Origin of the sequence: Klebsiella electrica, assembly GCF_006711645.1 — a bacterium.
In the GTDB taxonomy this organism is placed as follows: Bacteria; Pseudomonadota; Gammaproteobacteria; order Enterobacterales; family Enterobacteriaceae; genus Klebsiella; species Klebsiella electrica.
On sequence record NZ_CP041247.1, the window covers coordinates 2,347,407 to 2,366,126 of the forward strand.

Consider the following 18,720-nt stretch of genomic DNA (forward strand, 5'->3'; position numbering starts at 1 on the left):
AAACTGGATCAAGTAAACGGGGGGCAATTTGCCCTCCTGGACCGGGAAAGTCGAAGGCAAACGAATGAAAAAAATCCTTATCGCTGTAGTACCCTTTATGCTCGCAGGCTGTAGCTACTATAACCAGTTTGTGGAGCGGATGCAGACGGATACCCTGGAGTATCAGTGCGATCAGAAACCGCTGACCGTGCACATCAACAATAGCCGTCAGATGGCCAGTTTTATCTATGACAACCAGCAGCTGAATCTGGCGCAGGGGCTTTCGGCATCAGGTGCGCGCTATACCGACGGCGTCTATGTCTTCTGGTCGAAAGGCGACAGCGCCACCGTTTACAAGCGCGATCGCGTTGTGCTGGAAAACTGTCGGCTGCAGACGGCCAAACGTTGAGATTTCTGCCCCGGGGGCGCACAATGACGCCACCCGTTGACTATGTTCTCAATTGCCATGTCTGATAACGACGAATTGCAGCAAATCGCGCATCTGCGCCGAGAGTATACCCGTGGCGGCCTGCGCCGCCGCGACCTTCCCGCTGAACCGCTGGCTTTGTTTGAGCGTTGGCTCAGACAAGCCTGCGATGCCCGGCTGGCTGACCCGACGGCAATGGTCGTCGCCACGGTTGATGAAAACGGTCAACCTTACCAGCGAATTGTCCTGCTCAAGCACTATGACGAAAAAGGGCTGGTGTTTTACACCAACCTCGGGAGTCGTAAAGCCCACCAGATCGAAAACAATCCTCGCGTGAGCCTGCTTTTCCCGTGGCACATGCTGGAGCGCCAGGTGATGGTCACTGGCAAGGCGGAGCGCCTGTCAACGCTGGAAGTGGTGAAGTATTTCCACAGTCGTCCGCGCGACAGCCAGATTGGCGCCTGGGTCTCGCAACAGTCAACCCGCATCTCAGCCCGTGGCATCCTGGAAAGTAAGTTCCTGGAGCTGAAACAGAAATTCCAGCAAGGCGAAGTGCCGCTGCCGAGCTTCTGGGGCGGATTCCGCGTCAGTATTGAGCAGATGGAATTCTGGCAGGGCGGTGAACACCGTCTGCACGATCGTTTTTTATACCAGCGCGACGATAGCGCGTGGAAAATCGATCGTCTGGCCCCGTAATCCCTGAAATTTGTTGTGTTAAGCGCTGGTACTGGATGGGCTGGCGCTTTATTCTATAGGCTTCATTTTTCAAGCTGCGTCTGTGTTGGCTGTGCTGGTTTATTCCGGTCGTTGACTGGTATGAATCTCCGTACTGCCTGCCCTGAAGCAACTTAAATGATTTTGCATAGATGTTTTTTTTCGCGTCTGGCGAAAAGTCGTGTACCGGCAAAGGTGCAGTCGTTTTATACATGGAGAATTTGATGGCAAGCAGTAACTTGATTAAACAATTGCAAGAGCGGGGGCTGGTAGCCCAGGTGACGGACGAGGAAGCGTTAGCAGAGCGACTGGCGCAAGGCCCGATCGCGCTCTATTGCGGCTTCGATCCAACCGCTGACAGCTTGCATTTGGGGCATCTTGTTCCATTGTTATGCCTGAAACGCTTTCAGCAGGCAGGCCATAAGCCTGTGGCGCTGGTGGGGGGAGCGACCGGTCTGATTGGTGACCCGAGCTTTAAAGCCGCCGAGCGTAAACTGAACACCGAAGATACCGTGCAGGAGTGGGTAGATAAAATTCGCAAACAGGTCGCGCCGTTCCTCGACTTTGATTGCGGTGACAACTCAGCCATTGCCGCGAATAACTACGACTGGTTTGGCGGCATGAACGTGCTGACTTTCCTGCGTGATATCGGCAAGCACTTCTCCGTAAACCAGATGATCAACAAAGAAGCGGTTAAGCAGCGTCTGAACCGCGACGATCAGGGCATCTCGTTTACCGAGTTCTCTTATAACCTGTTGCAGGGTTACGACTTCGCGTGTCTGAACAAACTGCATGGCGTGGCGCTGCAGATTGGCGGTTCCGATCAGTGGGGCAACATCACCTCCGGCATCGACCTGACCCGTCGTCTGCACCAGAACCAGGTGTTTGGTCTGACCGTTCCGCTGATCACCAAAGCCGATGGCACCAAGTTCGGTAAGACCGAAGGCGGCGCGGTATGGCTGGATCCGAAGAAAACCAGTCCGTACAAATTCTACCAGTTCTGGATCAACACCGCGGATGCTGACGTTTATCGCTTCCTGAAGTTCTTCACCTTCATGGACATTGCCGAGATCAATGCGCTGGAAGAAGAAGATAAAAACAGCGGTAAGGCTCCGCGTGCGCAGTACGTGCTGGCCGAACAGGTGACGCGTCTGGTTCACGGTGAAGAAGGTCTGGTAGCCGCAAAACGCATCACCGAGAGCCTGTTCAGCGGGACGCTGAGTGCGCTGAGCGAAGCCGATTTCGAACAGCTGGCGCAGGATGGCGTGCCGATGGTCGAAATGGAAAAGGGTGCCGATCTGATGCAGGCGCTGGTGGATTCGGAACTGCAGCCGTCTCGCGGTCAGGCACGTAAAACCATCGCTTCCAATGCGGTAACGATCAACGGTGAAAAACAGTCCGATCCGGAATATTTCTTCCAGGACAGTGACATTTTGTTCGGCCGTTACACGCTGTTACGTCGCGGTAAAAAGAACTACTGTCTGATTTGCTGGAAATAATAAAAAATCAGCAGGGGCATGGGAAACCATGCCCCTTTCTTTTTTCAGGGTTATGGTAAGCAAAAAATGAAGAACATCCTCGCTATTCAGTCCCACGTTGTTTTTGGACATGCGGGCAATAGTGCTGCGGAATTTCCGATGCGTCGCCTTGGCGCGAATGTCTGGCCCCTTAATACCGTTCAGTTCTCCAACCATACGCAGTACGGGAAATGGACCGGTTGCGTGATGCCGCCTGCGCATCTGACCGAAATCGTTCAGGGGATTGCCGAGATTAATCAGCTTCAGCGTTGCGATGCGGTACTGAGCGGCTATCTGGGCTCCGCCGAACAGGGTGAGCATATCCTCGGTATCGTGCGTCAGGTCAAAGCGGCTAATCCGGCGGCGAAATATTTCTGCGATCCGGTGATGGGACACCCTGAGAAGGGCTGCATCGTCGCGCCTGGAGTGGCGGAGTTTCACGTGCGTCATGCGCTGCCGGCGAGCGATATTATTGCCCCCAACCTGATTGAGCTGGAAATCCTCTGCGGTCATCCGGTGGCTACGGTTGCGCAAGCCGTCTCAGCCGCGCGTGAGCTGATTGCCCAGGGCCCGCAGGTTGTACTGGTTAAGCATCTTGCCCGTGCCGGATTGAGTATGGAGCGGTTCGAAATGCTGCTGGTGACGGCTGATGAAGCCTGGCATATCAGCCGCCCGCTGGTCGATTTTGGCCTGCGTCAGCCGGTCGGCGTCGGCGATGTGACCAGCGGATTACTGCTGGTTAAACTGTTGCAGGGCGCTTTACTTCGCGATGCGCTGGAACATGTGACCGCTGCGGTGTATGAAATTATGCTGGCCACGAAAAACAGGCAGGAGTATGAGCTGCAGGTCGTTGCCGCTCAGGACCGAATTGCGCAGCCGGAGCACTACTTTAGCGCCACCCAGCTTTAACTGTCGCACTGCTGCCCGGCCTCGCAGCCGGGCACAGATGACGCCGCGCGATTAGAACCCTTCCGCCGCCAGCGCCGCGGCCACCGATGGACGAGCGGTCACGTGCTTCATCCAGGCTTCGATATGGCTGTAACCTGTCATATCCAGCTTCACGGCCCAGGCCCAGCGCAGTACGGTAAACAGGTAGCCATCCGCGATGGTGAAACGATGCCCGTTCAGCCACTGCTTCTCCTTCAGCGATTCATCAATATAATGCAGCTTCTTCTCCAGCTGCGCGCGCACGACAGCCTTGTAATCTTCCGGGGTATCCGGGCGGAAAAGCGGCGTAAAGCCCTTATGCAGCTCTGTCGCGACGTAGTTCAGCCACTCGAGAGTCTGGTAGCGCGCAATGGTGCCCACCGGCGCCAGCAGCTGGCGATCCGGCACCCGATCGGCAATATATTGCATAATGGCGACGCCTTCCGTGAGCAGGATTTCGTCGTCAAGTAGCAGCGCCGGAACCTGTCCCTTCGGGTTGATTTGCAGATAATCCTCACCGTTTTCCAGGCGCTTCTTCTGCAGATCGACGCCCTGTAAGGTGAAGTCCAGTCCGCTTTCGCGTAGGGCGATATGTGATGCAAGGGAACAGGCGCCGGGTTTGTAGAACAGTTTCATCAGTAACTCCTCGTGGCTGCAGTTTTCTGTATGTTAGCCCAGGGGTAAAAAAAAAGCCGCTAACAAAGCGTTAGCGGCCTAAATTTATTCGTTTTCCCGAAGCGCTTAAGCGGTTGCCGTATCGCGAGCTTTGCTCACCGCCTCGTCATCCTGGGTCATGCGGTTCAGTTTCGGCGCGATAGCGAACATCAGCACGGCGATAACTGCGGTAGCAATACCAATCTGCAGGAAGACATGGCCATAGACGGCAAGAGACTGCAGCGGGTCGGTAACGTCCTCCGGTACCGCCATCAGGTTGGCGACTTTACCGGCGATGATTGCGGCGCCTGCGGTGGTCAGGAACCAGCTGCCCATGATAAAGCCCATCAGGCGCTGCGGGACCAGCTGTGCCACCATCGCCAGACCCAGACCGGAAATCATCAGCTCACCGATACTCTGCAGCGCGTAGCTCAGAATCAGCCAGTTAACGGAGACGATACCGGCGTCGGTTGCAAATTTGGCGCCCAGCGGCAGGACGAGGAACGCCAGTGAGCAGAGCACCATGCCGATTGCGAACTTGTGGGGCATCGGCAGACGGTCGCCCATCTTGTTATAGATAGCGGCCAGAATCGGGCTGCCGACCATAATCCAGAACGGGTTCAGCGCCTGGAACTGCTCAGGCTGGAAGCTGATGCCCAGAATAGCGTGCTCAACGTTGCGGATAGCAAAGAAGTTCAGTGAAGTCGGCATCTGGCTGTAGAGGACGAAGAAGACGATCGCCTGAACCATCAGAATGAAGGCGACGATCATCTTACGACGCGCCGCACCTTTCATCGCAATCGCTTCTTTGGCAAAAATAATCACGATTCCCAGGGCCACTAAGCCCAGCACCATACGGGCAATCCCCTGGTTGTGCAGCAGCCAGGTCGCAATCACCACCAGGACGATGACGCCGACGATGGTCGCCAGCAGTTTGCCGAAATGCACCGGGGCAAAGTCAGGCTTCGAACCGTAGTTTTTCACCCATTTTTTGCAGAACATGAAGTTCACCAGGGTAATCAGCATCCCGATGAAGCTCAGAGAGAAGGCGATGCTCCAGCCAAATTTCGCTGCCAGCCACGGGGTGGCCAGCATAGAGAAGAAGGAACCGATGTTGATGGACATGTAGTACATCGTAAATGCGCCATCAAGACGCGGGTCATCTTTCTCGTAGCAGGTCGAGAGCAGGGAGGACGGGTTAGCCTTAAACAGGCCGTTACCGACGGCGATGGTCGCCATACCCATATAAACGATAGCCGCGTCATGTCCGGAATAAGCCACCAGGGCGTAGCCGATAGCGAGGACGATAGTCCCCAGCATAATCACGCGTTTCGTACCGAGCACTTTATCGCCCAGCCAGCCGCCGATAGCCACGAGGCCATAAACCAGCGCGCTGAAGGAGGAGAAGAGAGTAATAGAATCCGCTTCTGACATACCCAGCTGTTTTACCAGGTAAACGGCCATGATCCCTTGCAGGCCGTAATAACCAAAACGCTCCCATAACTCGATCGAGAAGATCAGATAGAACGATTTCGGTTGTTTGAAAGCGTTCAGACTCACACTTTCTGCTGGTTTATTGTTTGCAGTTGACACATATACCTCTTTTTTTACATCCCATATTAACGGGGGGTGTTCGGGGCGCAATCTGATAAGACCGCCGCCTTTATAGTTATTCTGGAGGGAAAACGGCAAGTAATGTTCACTATCCTGGTCATTGAGGCAAGCGCTTTGCAATACTCTGTTACATTTATCTTGGGCGTTATAATCCGCCAGTCATTCAAATGTTATGCAGAGTTAAATTTCAGCTTTTACACATTGATGGTATTTTTATCTTTCAGGGAAAGGAAATGATTGGTTAATGGCGATATATTCTACTAATTGGCGGTTAATGTAGTGATATAGCCTGTAATCCTAAAATATGATGGGGCATTGTCCTGGATGGCGGGGCTCTGATATTGCAAATACTGACTTTTCGTATCATCGCGACAACATGGATTTAACATTAAGTTGCGTGGATGATCTGGATCACAAATGTATAGAAATTTTTTCGCCAAAAAAAATGATTAACCTGGGTGAGCGTTATATAGATGGTTAATTGTCCTGTGAAGTGTAGAAATAGTGGCGTTAAAGACAGGAGGCAGGCGGAAGGAGCAGAACCATTACCACAAGAAGGGTAATGGTTTTAGCGAAGGGTTATTCGTCGACTTTCTCTTTAAACTCGCACAGATCTTCAATCAGGCACGAACCGCAGCGAGGTTTGCGCGCAATACAGGTATAGCGGCCGTGGAGAATAAGCCAGTGGTGACAGTCGACTTTAAATTCGGCGGGAACCACCTTTAGCAGTTTTTCCTCCACCTGTTCAACGTTCTTCCCGGGGGCAAATTGTGTCCGATTGCAAACGCGGAAAATATGCGTATCCACGGCAATCGTCGGCCAACCGAAAGCGGTGTTCAGTACCACGTTGGCGGTCTTACGTCCCACGCCGGGAAGCGCTTCCAGCGCCGCTCTGTCCTCCGGAACCTCGCCATTGTGCTGCTCAAGCAGGATCCGGCAGGTTTTGATCACATTTTCAGCTTTGCTGTTAAACAAGCCGATGGTCTTGATATACGCTTTGACGCCATCAACACCCAGCGCCAGCAGGGCTGCTGGCGTATTCGCCACGGGATACAGCTTTGCCGTGGCCTTATTCACGCTGACGTCCGTCGCCTGCGCCGAGAGTAATACGGCTATCAGTAATTCGAACGGTGAGCTGAAATTCAGTTCCGTTGTCGGGTGCGGGTCGTTATCCCGCAGGCGGGTCAGGATCTCCAGACGTTTGCTCTTATTCATCCCAGACTTTCCCTGTGAGCATCAGCCGGCGCCGCTTGACTCGCGGCAACGGCTTTTGCTTTACGCTGTTTGGTTCGTTCATCAATCAGGTATTTCACCGCCAGCATCATCCCTAAACCGATAAAGGCGCCCGGCGGCAGCATCGCCAGCAGGAACGGCGTATCGGTATGGAACACTTCGATCCGCAGTACTTTCGCCCAGTTGCCCAGCAGGCTATCGGCGCCATCAAACAGCGTCCCGTTACCGAGGATTTCTCGCAGCGAACCGAGCACAAACATCGCGCAGGTCGCCCCCATGCCAATGGAGAAACCGTCCAGCGCCGACAGCGCCGGCCCCTTTTTGGCGGCGAAGGCTTCGGCTCGACCGACCACGATGCAGTTGGTCACAATCAGCGGAATAAAAATCCCCAGAGACTGATACAAACCAAATGCGTAGGCGTTAATCAGCATCTGCACGATACTGACAACCGATGCGATGATCATGACATAAATCGGGATACGAATTTCAGCCGGTGTCCAGCGGCGCAGGCTGGAGATGGTCAGGTTGGTCAGCGTCAGCACCAGGGTCGTCGCCAGTCCAAGCCCTAACGCATTGGTAGCGGTAGAGGTCACGGCGAGCAGGGGACACATACCCAACAGTTGCACCAGCGCGGAGTTGTTTTTCCACAACCCCTGAACAATAACGTCTTTGACTTCGCTCATGGCTTACTCTCCGCAGGAGGTGAGTTCAGGAATCTGTGCCGGCAGCGTTTGCGCATACAGACCGGCACGCTTAACGGCGTTGACCACCGCGCGTGGGGTAATCGTGGCGCCGGTGAACTGATCGAAATCACCGCCGTCTTTCTTCACGGCAAAATGGCTGTCGCCGGGGCCATGAATGATTTTACCCGCAAAGTAGGTTATCCAGTCCGACAGACGGAGTTCAATTTTGTCGCCAAGGCCGGGCGTCTCATGATGCTCCGTCACGCGGGTGCCAAGTACGGTGCCTTTAAAGTCGGCGGCGACCAGCAACTGAATCGCGCCGGAGTAACCATCGGGCGCCGTCGCTTCCATCACCACCCCGACCGGAGCGTCGTTATTTTTGGCAATCCAGATCTTATGCTGCCCTTTACCGAGCGGCGGCGCCGCGACCAGATAGCAGCTCTGCAGCAGATCGTTATTATAACGGTCCGCAGGCATAACCTGATTGAACAGCGCTTTTTGCTGCGTCGCCGCCTGTTCAGCAATCGTCGATTTCGTCAGCTCATTAATGGCCGCAGTTAACCCGGTAGAGCCGGCGGCAAAGAGCGCCAGCGTGGTGCCGTGTTTGCGCATGCTTTTTAACATCATTGGTCCTCAGCGGTGGCCATAGACGCGCGGGCGCGTGTAGTAATCGATCAACGGAACGGTAATGTTCGCCAGCAGCACGGCAAAAGCCACACCGTCAGGATAGCCGCCGAAGCTGCGGATGAGCCACACCAGCAGACCGGCGAGGGCGCCGAATATCAGGCGGCCGCGGTTGGTGGTGGAGGCGGTAACCGGGTCCGTTAAAATAAAGAATGCGCCGAGCATGGTCGCGCCGGAAAGCAGATGAATCTGCGGGGCGGCGAAGCTCTGCGGGGAAAACAGCCAGCCCAGGGTGGCGCAGAGAGTCAGGCTAAGCAGGAAGCTCAGTGGAATATGCCAGCGAATAGTTTTCTGCCAGAGTAAAAACAGACCGCCGACCAGATAGGCGATGTTGACCCACTGCCAGCCAAGGCCGGCCAGTGTGCCGCCGTAAATCGGGTATTGCAGAATTTCCTTCACCCCATGACCGGCATGCAGCGACGTTTTAAACGTATCCAGCGGCGTGGCCTGGCTGATGCCGTCGATCCCCAGACGCAGGGCGTTCATATCGTTACCGCTGGCGGTGTGGCCGCTAAAAATAACCTGCAGAGCGTCGGTGAAGCCCGGAACGCTGGCCGCAATCTCATGCGGCGGCAGCCAGGAGGTCATCTGTACCGGGAATGAGATAAGCAGTACGACATAGCCAATCATCGCCGGGTTAAACGGGTTGTGGCCCAGTCCCCCGTACAGCTGCTTGGCAATAATAACGGCAAAGGCGGTACCGGCAACGACCATCCACCAGGGGGCCAGCGGCGGAATACTGATCGCCAGCAGCAGACCGGTCAGCAGCGCGGAGTTATCGGCAAGCGTGGCGGCAATGTTTTGCTTGCGCAGCCTGAGGATAGCGGCTTCCGTCGCCCAGGCCGTGAGGGCGGCGAGGACGAGCTGCATCACGGTTCCCCAGCCGAAAAACCAGGTCTGAACCGCGATGCCGGGTACGGCCGCGAGCAGAACCAGCAGCATAATCCGTGAGGTCTGACGCTGGTTGTGGGTATAAGGAGAGCTTGCGATTCTGAAAACCATTTATTCCTCGTTAACTGCCTGCCGGGATGCTTTCCTGGCCTGAACGCGGGCGATTGCTTCGGCGACTGCGGCTTGGCGCGGATCGTCGTTGGTGGCTGACGGGGTCATCTCTTGCTGCTGTTCGGCCTTACGGGCCCTGGCGCGGGCGATAGCCGCCTCAACCGCCGCTTTACGCGGGTCGACGGCTTCGGCTACGGGCTGAACGTCGGCCGGCGCGGCGGCCTGCTGTTCGGCTTTACGGGCTTTCGCGCGGGCGATAGCCGCTTCAACTGCCGCTTTACGCGGGTCGACGGCTTCGGCTACGGGCTGAACGTCGGCCGGCGCGGCAGTCTGCTGTTCGGCTTTACGGGCCTTCGCGCGGGCGATAGCCGCTTCAACTGCCGCTTTACGCGGGTCGACGGCTTCGGCTACGGGCTGAACGTCGGCTGGCGCGGCGGCCTGCTGTTCGGTTTTACGGGCTTTCGCGCGGGCGATAGCCGCTTCAACCGCCGCTTTACACGGGTCGACGGCTTCGGCTGCGGGCTGAACGTCAGCCGGCGCGGCAGTCTGCTGTTCGGCTTTACGGGCCTTCGCGCGGGCGATAGCCGCTTCAACTGCCGCTTTACGCGGGTCGACGGCTTCGGCTACGGGCTGAACGTCGGCTGGCGCGGCGGCCTGCTGTTCGGTTTTACGGGCTTTCGCACGGGCGATAGCCGCCTCAACCGCCGCTTTCCGCGGGTCGGCAGCCTCGGTGGCGGGCTGTTCCGTTTGCTGATCCTGCTGCGCCAGCTTGCGGGCGCGGGCCTCGGCTTTACGGGCTTCGCGCGCGGCGATGGCTTCACCGTTATCCGGCTTCGCTCCGGCCTGGACAACGATCGGCTGGGCGGCATCGCGTTGTTTTTCGCGAACCCGGGCCAGCGCGGCGTTAATCGCGGCGTGATCTGTTGCGCCAGGTTGAACCGCGGACTGTTTGTGGCGTTCCAGACGCGCGGCTTTATCCCGCTCCAGGCGAGCCTGGCGGGCCTCAAAGCGGGCTTTGGCCTCCGCCGCGCGCTTTTCTTCCTGACGAAGAGCCGTAATCTCAGCCTTTTCCTGACGGAAATATTGTACCAGTGGAATATTACTCGGGCAGACCCAGGCGCAGGCGCCACACTCGATGCAGTCGGCCAGGTTATGGGCGGTGGCTTTATCGTGCTGCTGACCTTTGCTGAACCAGTACAGCTGCTGCGGCAGCAGATCGGCCGGACAGGCGTCCGCGCAGGCACTACAGCGAATACAGCCTTTTTCTTCCTCGGCTTCGCCCATTTCGCTTACCGACGGCGCCAGCAGGCAGTTGGTGATTTTAACCACCGGCACGTCAAGCCACGGCAGGGTGAATCCCATCAGCGGGCCGCCCATAATGACCATCTGTTCGGCGCTCGGGCAGAAACCGGCATCTTCCAGCAGATGGCGAACCGGTGTTCCCAGCCGCGCCCACACGTTGCCCGGACGAGTCACCGCTTCTCCCGTGAGCGTCACCACCCGCTCGGTCAGCGGCTCACCGTCGATTATCGCGCGTTTAACCGCATAGGCGGTCCCGACGTTTTGCATCAGGACGCCAATGTCCGACGAGCGCCCGCCGTGGGGGACCTGCTTGCCGGTGAGGATCTGCGTCAGCTGCTTCGCGCCGCCGGACGGGTACTTGGTGGGAATCACCCGCAGTTCGATACCGTGCGCATCGGCAAGGACCGCCCGCATCATCGAGATAGCCTGCGGTTTATTATCCTCAATACCGATCAGCACCTGACGCGGCTGTAAAATGTGGGCGAGGATGCGGATGCCGGCGATAATTTGCGCGGCGCAATCCTGCATCAGGCGATCGTCGGCGGTAATATAGGGTTCGCATTCAGCGGCGTTAATAATCAGGGTTTCAATTTTATCGCCGCCGCCGCGCAATTTGCTGCCGGTCGGGAATCCCGCGCCGCCCAGTCCGGCCACGCCGAACTGATGAATACGCTCGATGAGCGCTTCGCGGGATTGGTTTGCATAATCACTCCAGCCGTCGCGCTCAATCCACCGGTCTTCGCCGTCGGCATCGATAATGACGCTCATCTCGGCGAGGGCGGAGGGGTGCGCGGTAGAGTGCGGTGCGATGGCGCTGACGGTACCGGAGGTCGGGGCATGAACCGGTAACATTCGTCCCCAGCCGCGGGTCAGCGGCTGACCGCGCAGTACGCGATCGCCAGGCTGGACGCAGAGCTCACCCTCAGCGCCGATATGCTGTTTTAACGGGATAGCAAACTGCTGCGGCAGGGAAACCTGGCGCAGCGGCGTACCGTTAGACTGGTTTTTCATTTCCGGCGGGTGAATACCGCCGTTGAAGTCCCAGACTTTATCTTTTCTGAAAGCGGAAAATAGCTTAAACATGTTGTTCCACAGGAATATTGCGTACCGGAATCGTGTGAAGGTCCCACTTCCAGTTTTCAGTGGTCGTCGCGACAGGAACCATTTCTATACATTGCGTCGGGCAGGGGGCGACGCAAAGATTACAGCCGGTACAAAGGTCGCTCATCACGGTGTGCATGGCGCGAGTTGCACCGACAATCGCATCGACCGGGCAGGCCTGGATACACTTCGTGCACCCGATACAGTTATTTTCGTCAATGACCGCAAGCATGCGCGCAGGCTCGAGTTGTTGTTCATCGCCATCGATAGGCTGCGGGTCAACGTTCAGCAGGGCGGCGATTTTTAGCATCACCGCTTCGCCGCCAGGGGCGCAGCGGTTGATTTTCTCACCCTGAGAGCCGACGGCCTCGGCATAAGGACGACAGCCGGGGTAGCCGCACTGTCCACACTGACTCTGCGGAAGAAGCTCATCGACTTTTTCAACGACGGGATCATCTTCCACTTCAAACCGACGGGAGGCGTATCCCAGAATCACGCCAAAAATGAGCCCCAGCAGGCTAATGGCGATCACGGCTATCCAGACTGCACTCATATTACAACTTCACCAAACCACTAAAGCCCATAAATGCCAGAGACATTAAACCCGCAGTCACCAGGGCAATGGCATTACCGCGAAACGGCGCAGGTACATCTGCGACCACCAGACGTTCGCGAATAGAGGCGAACAGAACCATCACCAGTGAGAAACCGACCGCAGCGGCAAAGCCGTAGAGCGCGGACTGTAAGAAATTATGCCCGAGGTTTATATTCAACAACGCGACGCCGAGCACGGCACAGTTGGTGGTGATCAGCGGTAAGAAAATACCCAGCAGTCGATACAGGGCGGGGCTGGTTTTACGCACCACCATCTCGGTAAACTGTACCACCACCGCGATAACCAGAATAAAAGCCAGCGTACGCAGATAGATAAGGTTCAGCGGGATAAGAATCCAGGTATCAATCAGCCAGGCGCAAATCGAGGCCAGGGTCATCACAAACGTGGTGGCCAGCCCCATCCCCATTGCGGTTTCCAGTTTTTTGGAAACCCCCATAAACGGGCACAGTCCAAGAAACTTCACCAGCACGAAGTTGTTCACAAGGACAGTACCAATAAAGAGCAGTAAATAATCAGCCATCAACTCGACCTGAAAACAGAAAAAGCCGCCTATTATCGAATAAATCGATACCGGCGACAACAGGTTAACTGTGGGGTTATTACGAATTCACGAAGGTTCGCTTAACCCGTGCGGAACGTTTGAAATAGGGGACGAACAGCGCCGCGGCGAGCAGCGGAAACAGCAGTTGACGCAGGGCCATCGCGTCTGAAATCGGTGAAAAAGCAAAGGCCTTTATCGCCAGCAGCAGAGAGATGAGTAGCCAGATAATATAGTGCTTCGCTACGATGCTCCGCCGTTTGAAAAAAGCAATAGTCAGCCACAGGGTGTAGTACCACATGGCGAGGGCAAACAGCAACGACCCCACCCAAAGCAGGAGGTGCCCTGTGCTCATCTCCGCCAGCAGGGCGTAGGTCCGGGAGGCCATCAGCGCATTAGCGAATATCAACAGCGACAACGACGTGCTCAGTAGTGCAACCAGTAGCCATGCCAGCGGTGCCAGCAGCCACCCGCCGATACGTTCTGCAGAGTGAGAAGACATGATTTCTCCCGGATTCAATCAAGATGAAGAGCGGGAGTATAAGCAACTGGCATGGTTGAGAACAGTGTTTATTGCACGTAACGCCAGACGGACTTCGGCACCTGGCCGATATCGAACAATTTGCCGCCGGAAACCAGTTCTGCCCGACGGTGGTCGGCGGCGCGATACATGTTGACGATTTCTGCTGTGTCGGTCAGAGAATAGTTAAGATGGTCAAAAAGTTTTTCAAGACTTTCAAGCGAACTGATTTTACGAAATTTTAATAAGTAGTCCTGGACGGTCATTTGCGTTTCCATTTTATAATCGGAATAAACAAGTCGAATATTACCAACTGTTAGTAAACCAGCTTTCAACAAACAGTGCCTTCTTAACGGGCCTGATGAAATTATTTAGGTTGTAAATACTAAAGACAAGAACTGATTTCGTTCCTGGGGTAGTCAAAAGATATTTAGGAATATTCTATCGCTAAGTCAGGCGCCGGGCGGCGCCTGGGAGAGAAGATTAACGCTGTTTGCCTCGGCTGGCAATAACGTTTTGATACCAAAAAAAACTCTTTTTACGTTTACGGGCGAGCCCTTGCTGATGATCGACATACACAAAACCATATTGTTTTTGGTAGCCGTTCAGCCAGCTCAGGAGGTCAATAAAGGACCAGGGATAATAACCGCGGACATCGGCGCCAGCCTCGATGGCTTTTTCCACGGCATTAATATGGCTGCTAAGATAGTCGATGCGCGGATCGTCGACGATTTCGCCATCAATAATCGGATCTTTGGCACCCAGACCATTTTCGGTGATGTAAACAGGAATATCGCCGTAGCGTTCTTTGATCATCATAATGCCGTCGGTTAACCCCTGCGGCCAAATCTCCCAGCCCCATTCGGTATAGGTGCTCTGCGGGTTACGCACGAAATAAAACAGACCTTTGACGCCCGGTTCGCCGGCGCTGAGTCCCTCCTGAGGGCGGGCGGAGACGGTTTCGCGGCGATAATAGTTAAGGCCAATAAAATCGCAGCGGTTGTCACGCAGCAGCGCGTCATCACCGGGCGCAAACTGCGGGACACCCCACAGCGCCTGGGCCTGCTGCAAAAGCGACTGCGGATAATGGCCTTTTAACACCGGATCGTACAGCCAGTGCGTGTGAATGGCGTCCGCCATGTCGGTGGCCGCTCGATCTTCGGGGCTGTCGGTGAGCGGTGTATGCGGCTGCAATACGTTGACGAAACCAATCTCGCCATGAATACCACTTTCACGAAACTGTTTAACCGCCATCGCGTGAGCAATAAAGACGTGGTGGCAGGCCTGGATGGCGCGCGCCGGATCGCGCACCGCCGGCGGATGGCAGCCATTAATATAACCGTGTCCGATAAACACGATGGTTTCATTGAAGGTTGCCCATAGCTTCACCCGGGAACCGTAGCGCTCGTAACACAGGCGGGCATAGTCGGCGAACGCCTCGGCGGTGCTTCGCGCTTCCCAGCCCCCTTCATCCTGTAACGCCTGCGGCAGATCCCAGTGATAGAGCGTAATCATCGGCTCGATATTGTGGGCCAGCAGCGCGTCGATCAAATCGCTATAAAACTGAATGCCTGCTTCGTTAATGTCGCCACGCCCCTGGGGCAACAGCCGGGGCCAGGAGATTGAGAAGCGGTAGCTTTGCAGGCCCATTTCGGCCATCAGGGCAACATCTTCGCGAAAACGATGATAGTGATCGACGGCGACGTCACCATGGGTGTTTTCGAATGTTGCACCGGGCTGGTGGGCGTAAATATCCCAGATTGACGGGCCTTTGCCGTCGGCATCGTGACCGCCTTCAACCTGATAGGCTGCGGTGGCGGCGCCCCAAAGAAAATGTTGCGGAAATGCGGCCATGAAAAACTCCTTATCGAATGATAAAGAGAGTGTAGTGAATGCGTTCGCAAGTGTGCAACCGGTTTCTGAAACCGGTTGCACACTTGCGAAGTGGGTCACTGTTTAGCGTCAGCAGAGGCTGACGGGCTAATGGGGCAGGCTGGCCGTTTGTACAACATTCTCTGAAGGCGGAGACTGGTAGTTATCAATGTGATGAGCGATAACCAAAAGCAGGGCTGAAACGCCGAATACTACCCAGCCGATAAGTTCTACAATTCTGTTAAAAACGTTTGCCATAATCCTGAAATTGAAAGTTAAAACAGAGGTAAATGTTACTAAATGGTGAGAGTAAAGCAAGGGATAGCAGAATAGTATTGTAACGATTGTCGTCAAGATGACCGCTGATAAGCATTAGAAAAGCTAATAAATTAATTGAGGTTTATAGTTAGCAAAGGGCAGAGATTGTTGAATGAGAGGGCTGCAAGATGAGTGACACTATCCGGGTAGGAATGATTGGCTACGGGTATGCGAGTAAAACGTTCCATGCGCCGTTAATCAGCGGTACACCGGGAATGACGCTGGTCGCGGTCTCCAGTAGCGATGAAAGAAAAGTGCAGGTCGACTGGCCCATGGTGAGCGTGGTCGCCGATCCCACGGGCTTACTGAGCAACCCTGATATTGATTTGATCGTCATTGCGACGCCAAATGATAGCCATTTCCCGCTGGCGAAAGCGGCGCTGGAAGCGGGCAAACATGTTGTGGTGGATAAACCTTTTACCGTGACACTGTCACAGGCCAGAAGGCTGGAGGCCGCTGCCCGGCGCTGCGGCAGACTGCTTTCCGTATTTCATAACCGCCGCTGGGATAGCGACTTTCTGACGCTTAAATCGCTGATTAACGAAGGGCTGCTGGGCGAGGTGTGCTACTTTGAATCGCACTTCGATCGCTATCGTCCGGAGGTTCGTCACCGCTGGCGCGAACAGGGCGGTCCGGGAAGCGGAATCTGGTACGATCTGGGGCCGCATCTTCTTGATCAGGCCGTCAATTTGTTTGGCCTGCCGGTCAGTATTACCGTTGATCTGGCGCAGTTGCGTCCTGGCGCGCAGGCTACCGACTATTTTCATGCCGTGCTGACTTACCCCCTGCGCCGGGTGGTGCTACACGGTACGCTGCTGGCGGCGGCAGAAACCGCGCGATATATCGTCCACGGTTCCCGGGCAAGCTATGTCAAATATGGACTGGATCCGCAGGAGGAGCGGCTGAAGAATGGCGAGCGCTTGCCGCAGGAAGACTGGGGATACGATATGCGTGACGGAGTGCTGACGCGGGTTGAAGGGGACGCGCGCGCGACGGAAAACTGGCTGACTGTACCGGGTAACTACCCGGCTTACTATGCTGCCATTCGCGACACCCTGAACGGCAGCGGCGAAAATCCAGTGCCTGCCAGCCAGGCGATTCAGATTATGGAGTTGATTGAACTCGGTCTGGAGTCGGCGAAACATCGCGCGACCTTGAGTCTTATCTAAAGCCTTTGCCCGGTAGCAAGGCCGCCGGGCTGAGGGTCAGGCCTGCTGAACGCGCTGAATCAGCGCCGCTTTTTCCTGATTGCTGAGAAACGCGAGTTCGAGGCCATTGATTTGCGCCTGGCGAATCTGTTCGCGACTCAGGCCGGCTGCCGGTGCGGCAACGGTATATTCGTGAATGATGTCGATACCTTGTACCGCCGGGTCGTCAGTATTAATGGATGCCAGAACACCGTGTTCAAGGAACGTTTTGAGCGGATGTTCAGCCAGCGATGCTACGGTGCTGGTCTGGATATTGGAGGTCAGGCAGGACTCAATGCCGATCCGCTGCTGCGCAAGGTAATCCATCAGTGCCGGATCCTGAACCGCTTTTACGCCATGGCCGATACGCTCAGCTCCCAGCTCCCGGATAGCCTGCCAGATGCTCTGTGCACCGGCCGCTTCGCCAGCGTGCACGGTAATACGCCAGCCGGCATCGCGCGCGCGCGTAAAATGTTGCATAAACAGATTGCCCGGGAAGCCGAGCTCATCACCCGCCAGATCCAGCGCGGTAATCCCGTCGCGGTGGGCAAGCAGCGCGTCCAGTTCCTGCTGGCAGGCCGCTTCGCCAAACGTGCGGCTCAAAATGCCGATCAGGCGCGTTTCGACGTTAAAATCGCGGCTGCCTTCACGCACCCCGGCAATCACCGCCTCAACCACGCCGTCGACCGGTAGCTGGTGGGTCATTGCCATATAACGCGGCGAAAAACGCAGTTCAACGTAATGCAGACCATTGCGCGCTGCATCCTCGACGTTTTCATAAGCCACGCGGCGACAGGCTTCCAGCGAGGCGAGAACTTTTACCCCCCAGTCCAGTTTAGCGAGGAAGCTGACCAGATCGGGTTCATTACTGGTGACCTGTACATGCGGGATCAGCGCGTCGAGCGAAGTGGCAGGAAGGGGGATATTGAACTGGCGGCCAAGATCGAGAATGGTTTGGGCACGGATATTGCCGTCAAGGTGGCGGTGAATGTCGGTTAATGGCAAAGTTAAATCAATCATGGTCGCACTCATTTTTTAGTTAAAGTGCACGTCATTATACAACATGCCTGTAACTATTTGAAGGTATTGAAAAATCCAGTCAATACAAACATCTGGCAGCATTCGCGTCATTTTTTATACCGCAGAGCGAGCGCCTTCCGGTCTTTTTCACTATCCATTTAGAATAAACGCATAGACTATTTTCGCGTTTTCATCCCCTTTTGCGAGATAATGAAGGACGGGGTAGCCCCGGCTGACAAGGCCTGCATGCATAAGTCTGGCGGGACTGGCAGGGCATCTCTCCAGAGCCTGACAAAGCAGCAAGAAAAAGATAAAATTTCTCTGCTCTTTAATGGAATGAGGGAAACGACATGAAAAAGAAACTAATGATTGCTGCTTTGTCCCTGTTATCTTTTACGGTCAGCGCGGAAGGCAATCCTTACCTTTTTGATTTTGTACAAGGCAAGGAAACAGGACGGGCCTATAAGAGCCTTATTGCTAAACACAGCCTTCCATCCTGGGTTAAAGAGGGGGGAACGAGCACCCCGGCAAATGAAATAACCATCGCCGGGCGCAAATACCTTGCCTTATCCGGCTGTAAACCGCACAACTGCCCGGCGCAATCAATAGCCGTCCTTTATTCTTTGGATAAAGGTGATATTCACGGCGTTTTTTCTGAATATGATCTTGCATCTGAGCAACAAAAACTCACCTGGTTGAACCTTGACCCGACAGGTTCTGATGTGATGCGAAATATTTTATTCGCGCGGTTGCATGGTGATGTCTCAAACTGAGCATGGCACATCATTTAAGCCGTCTCCGGACGGCTTTTG

At 55.3% G+C, this 18,720-nt stretch carries 20 protein-coding genes; 6 read left to right on the forward strand and 14 right to left on the reverse strand.

What is annotated here, in order from left to right:
* The first annotated feature begins 64 nt into the window (after positions 1-64).
* From mliC to pdxY, 4 genes are all read left to right on the forward strand, one after another.
* Positions 65-388: a C-type lysozyme inhibitor gene (mliC, locus tag Electrica_RS11200; RefSeq protein ID WP_100683672.1), complete on the forward strand. Its 324-nt coding sequence runs from the start codon at positions 65-67 to the stop codon at positions 386-388.
* A 57-nt stretch (positions 389-445) separates the two neighbouring features.
* On the forward strand, positions 446-1,102 hold the full coding sequence (gene pdxH, locus Electrica_RS11205; RefSeq protein ID WP_131048038.1) for a pyridoxamine 5'-phosphate oxidase: 657 nt from the start codon (positions 446-448) through the stop codon (positions 1,100-1,102).
* A gap of 242 nt (positions 1,103-1,344) precedes the next feature.
* Positions 1,345-2,619 (forward strand): tyrosine--tRNA ligase, encoded by a 1,275-nt coding sequence (tyrS, locus tag Electrica_RS11210; RefSeq protein ID WP_100683673.1) that lies wholly within the window; start codon positions 1,345-1,347, stop codon positions 2,617-2,619.
* A 66-nt stretch (positions 2,620-2,685) separates the two neighbouring features.
* Positions 2,686-3,546 (forward strand): pyridoxal kinase PdxY, encoded by an 861-nt coding sequence (pdxY, locus tag Electrica_RS11215; RefSeq protein WP_131048004.1) that lies wholly within the window; start codon positions 2,686-2,688, stop codon positions 3,544-3,546.
* 51 nt (positions 3,547-3,597) lie between these two features.
* Here pdxY and gstA read toward each other — a convergent pair whose 3' ends face one another.
* The 13 genes from gstA to blr form a co-directional block, all read right to left on the reverse strand.
* Entirely contained in the window at positions 3,598-4,200 is a 603-nt protein-coding gene (gene gstA, locus Electrica_RS11220) for a glutathione transferase GstA (protein WP_100683674.1), read from the reverse strand.
* Positions 4,201-4,305: 105 nt separating this feature from the next.
* Positions 4,306-5,811, reverse strand: coding sequence for a dipeptide/tripeptide permease DtpA (gene dtpA / locus Electrica_RS11225; protein ID WP_131048005.1), 1,506 nt, complete (start codon positions 5,809-5,811; stop codon positions 4,306-4,308).
* A gap of 600 nt (positions 5,812-6,411) precedes the next feature.
* Entirely contained in the window at positions 6,412-7,047 is a 636-nt protein-coding gene (gene nth, locus Electrica_RS11235; RefSeq protein WP_131048007.1) for an endonuclease III, read from the reverse strand.
* A complete protein-coding gene (locus Electrica_RS11240; protein ID WP_100683678.1) occupies positions 7,044-7,748 on the reverse strand; it encodes an electron transport complex subunit E in 705 nt (234 codons plus the stop codon). The genes nth and Electrica_RS11240 overlap by 4 nt, the downstream gene beginning before the upstream one ends.
* A gap of 3 nt (positions 7,749-7,751) precedes the next feature.
* Positions 7,752-8,372: an electron transport complex subunit RsxG gene (rsxG, locus tag Electrica_RS11245; protein WP_142255875.1), complete on the reverse strand. Its 621-nt coding sequence runs from the start codon at positions 8,370-8,372 to the stop codon at positions 7,752-7,754.
* A 9-nt stretch (positions 8,373-8,381) separates the two neighbouring features.
* On the reverse strand, positions 8,382-9,434 hold the full coding sequence (gene rsxD, locus Electrica_RS11250) for an electron transport complex subunit RsxD (RefSeq protein WP_141964491.1): 1,053 nt from the start codon (positions 9,432-9,434) through the stop codon (positions 8,382-8,384).
* Positions 9,435-11,819, reverse strand: a complete 2,385-nt coding sequence (gene rsxC / locus Electrica_RS11255; RefSeq protein ID WP_141964492.1) for an electron transport complex subunit RsxC — start codon at positions 11,817-11,819, stop codon at positions 9,435-9,437.
* Positions 11,812-12,390 (reverse strand): electron transport complex subunit RsxB, encoded by a 579-nt coding sequence (gene rsxB / locus Electrica_RS11260; RefSeq protein WP_100683682.1) that lies wholly within the window; start codon positions 12,388-12,390, stop codon positions 11,812-11,814. The genes rsxC and rsxB overlap by 8 nt, the downstream gene beginning before the upstream one ends.
* A 1-nt stretch (position 12,391) precedes the next feature.
* Positions 12,392-12,973, reverse strand: a complete 582-nt coding sequence (rsxA, locus tag Electrica_RS11265) for an electron transport complex subunit RsxA (protein WP_100683683.1) — start codon at positions 12,971-12,973, stop codon at positions 12,392-12,394.
* A gap of 79 nt (positions 12,974-13,052) precedes the next feature.
* Positions 13,053-13,493 carry a DUF2569 domain-containing protein gene (locus Electrica_RS11270; protein ID WP_100683684.1) on the reverse strand — a complete coding sequence of 147 codons (441 nt, stop codon included), beginning with the start codon at positions 13,491-13,493 and terminating at the stop codon, positions 13,053-13,055.
* A gap of 68 nt (positions 13,494-13,561) precedes the next feature.
* The gene (ydgT, locus tag Electrica_RS11275; RefSeq protein ID WP_100683685.1) at positions 13,562-13,777 is read right to left on the reverse strand and encodes a transcription modulator YdgT; all 216 of its coding nucleotides are present in this window, start codon (positions 13,775-13,777) and stop codon (positions 13,562-13,564) included.
* A 217-nt stretch (positions 13,778-13,994) separates the two neighbouring features.
* A complete protein-coding gene (locus Electrica_RS11280) occupies positions 13,995-15,365 on the reverse strand; it encodes a GH1 family beta-glucosidase (protein WP_141964493.1) in 1,371 nt (456 codons plus the stop codon).
* A gap of 126 nt (positions 15,366-15,491) precedes the next feature.
* The gene (gene blr, locus Electrica_RS11285) at positions 15,492-15,641 is read right to left on the reverse strand and encodes a division septum protein Blr (protein ID WP_131048012.1); all 150 of its coding nucleotides are present in this window, start codon (positions 15,639-15,641) and stop codon (positions 15,492-15,494) included.
* A 188-nt stretch (positions 15,642-15,829) separates the two neighbouring features.
* On the opposite strand from blr, the gene Electrica_RS11290 reads away from it, so the two are divergent.
* Positions 15,830-16,870 carry an oxidoreductase gene (locus tag Electrica_RS11290; RefSeq protein ID WP_141964494.1) on the forward strand — a complete coding sequence of 347 codons (1,041 nt, stop codon included), beginning with the start codon at positions 15,830-15,832 and terminating at the stop codon, positions 16,868-16,870.
* Between the two features lie 36 nt (positions 16,871-16,906).
* Here Electrica_RS11290 and add read toward each other — a convergent pair whose 3' ends face one another.
* Complete coding sequence (gene add / locus Electrica_RS11295) at positions 16,907-17,908, reverse strand: adenosine deaminase (protein ID WP_141964495.1); 1,002 nt, start codon at positions 17,906-17,908, stop codon at positions 16,907-16,909.
* Positions 17,909-18,258: 350 nt separating this feature from the next.
* On the opposite strand from add, the gene Electrica_RS11300 reads away from it, so the two are divergent.
* Positions 18,259-18,681, forward strand: coding sequence for an Ivy family c-type lysozyme inhibitor (locus Electrica_RS11300; protein WP_131048015.1), 423 nt, complete (start codon positions 18,259-18,261; stop codon positions 18,679-18,681).
* Positions 18,682-18,720: the final 39 nt, after the last annotated feature.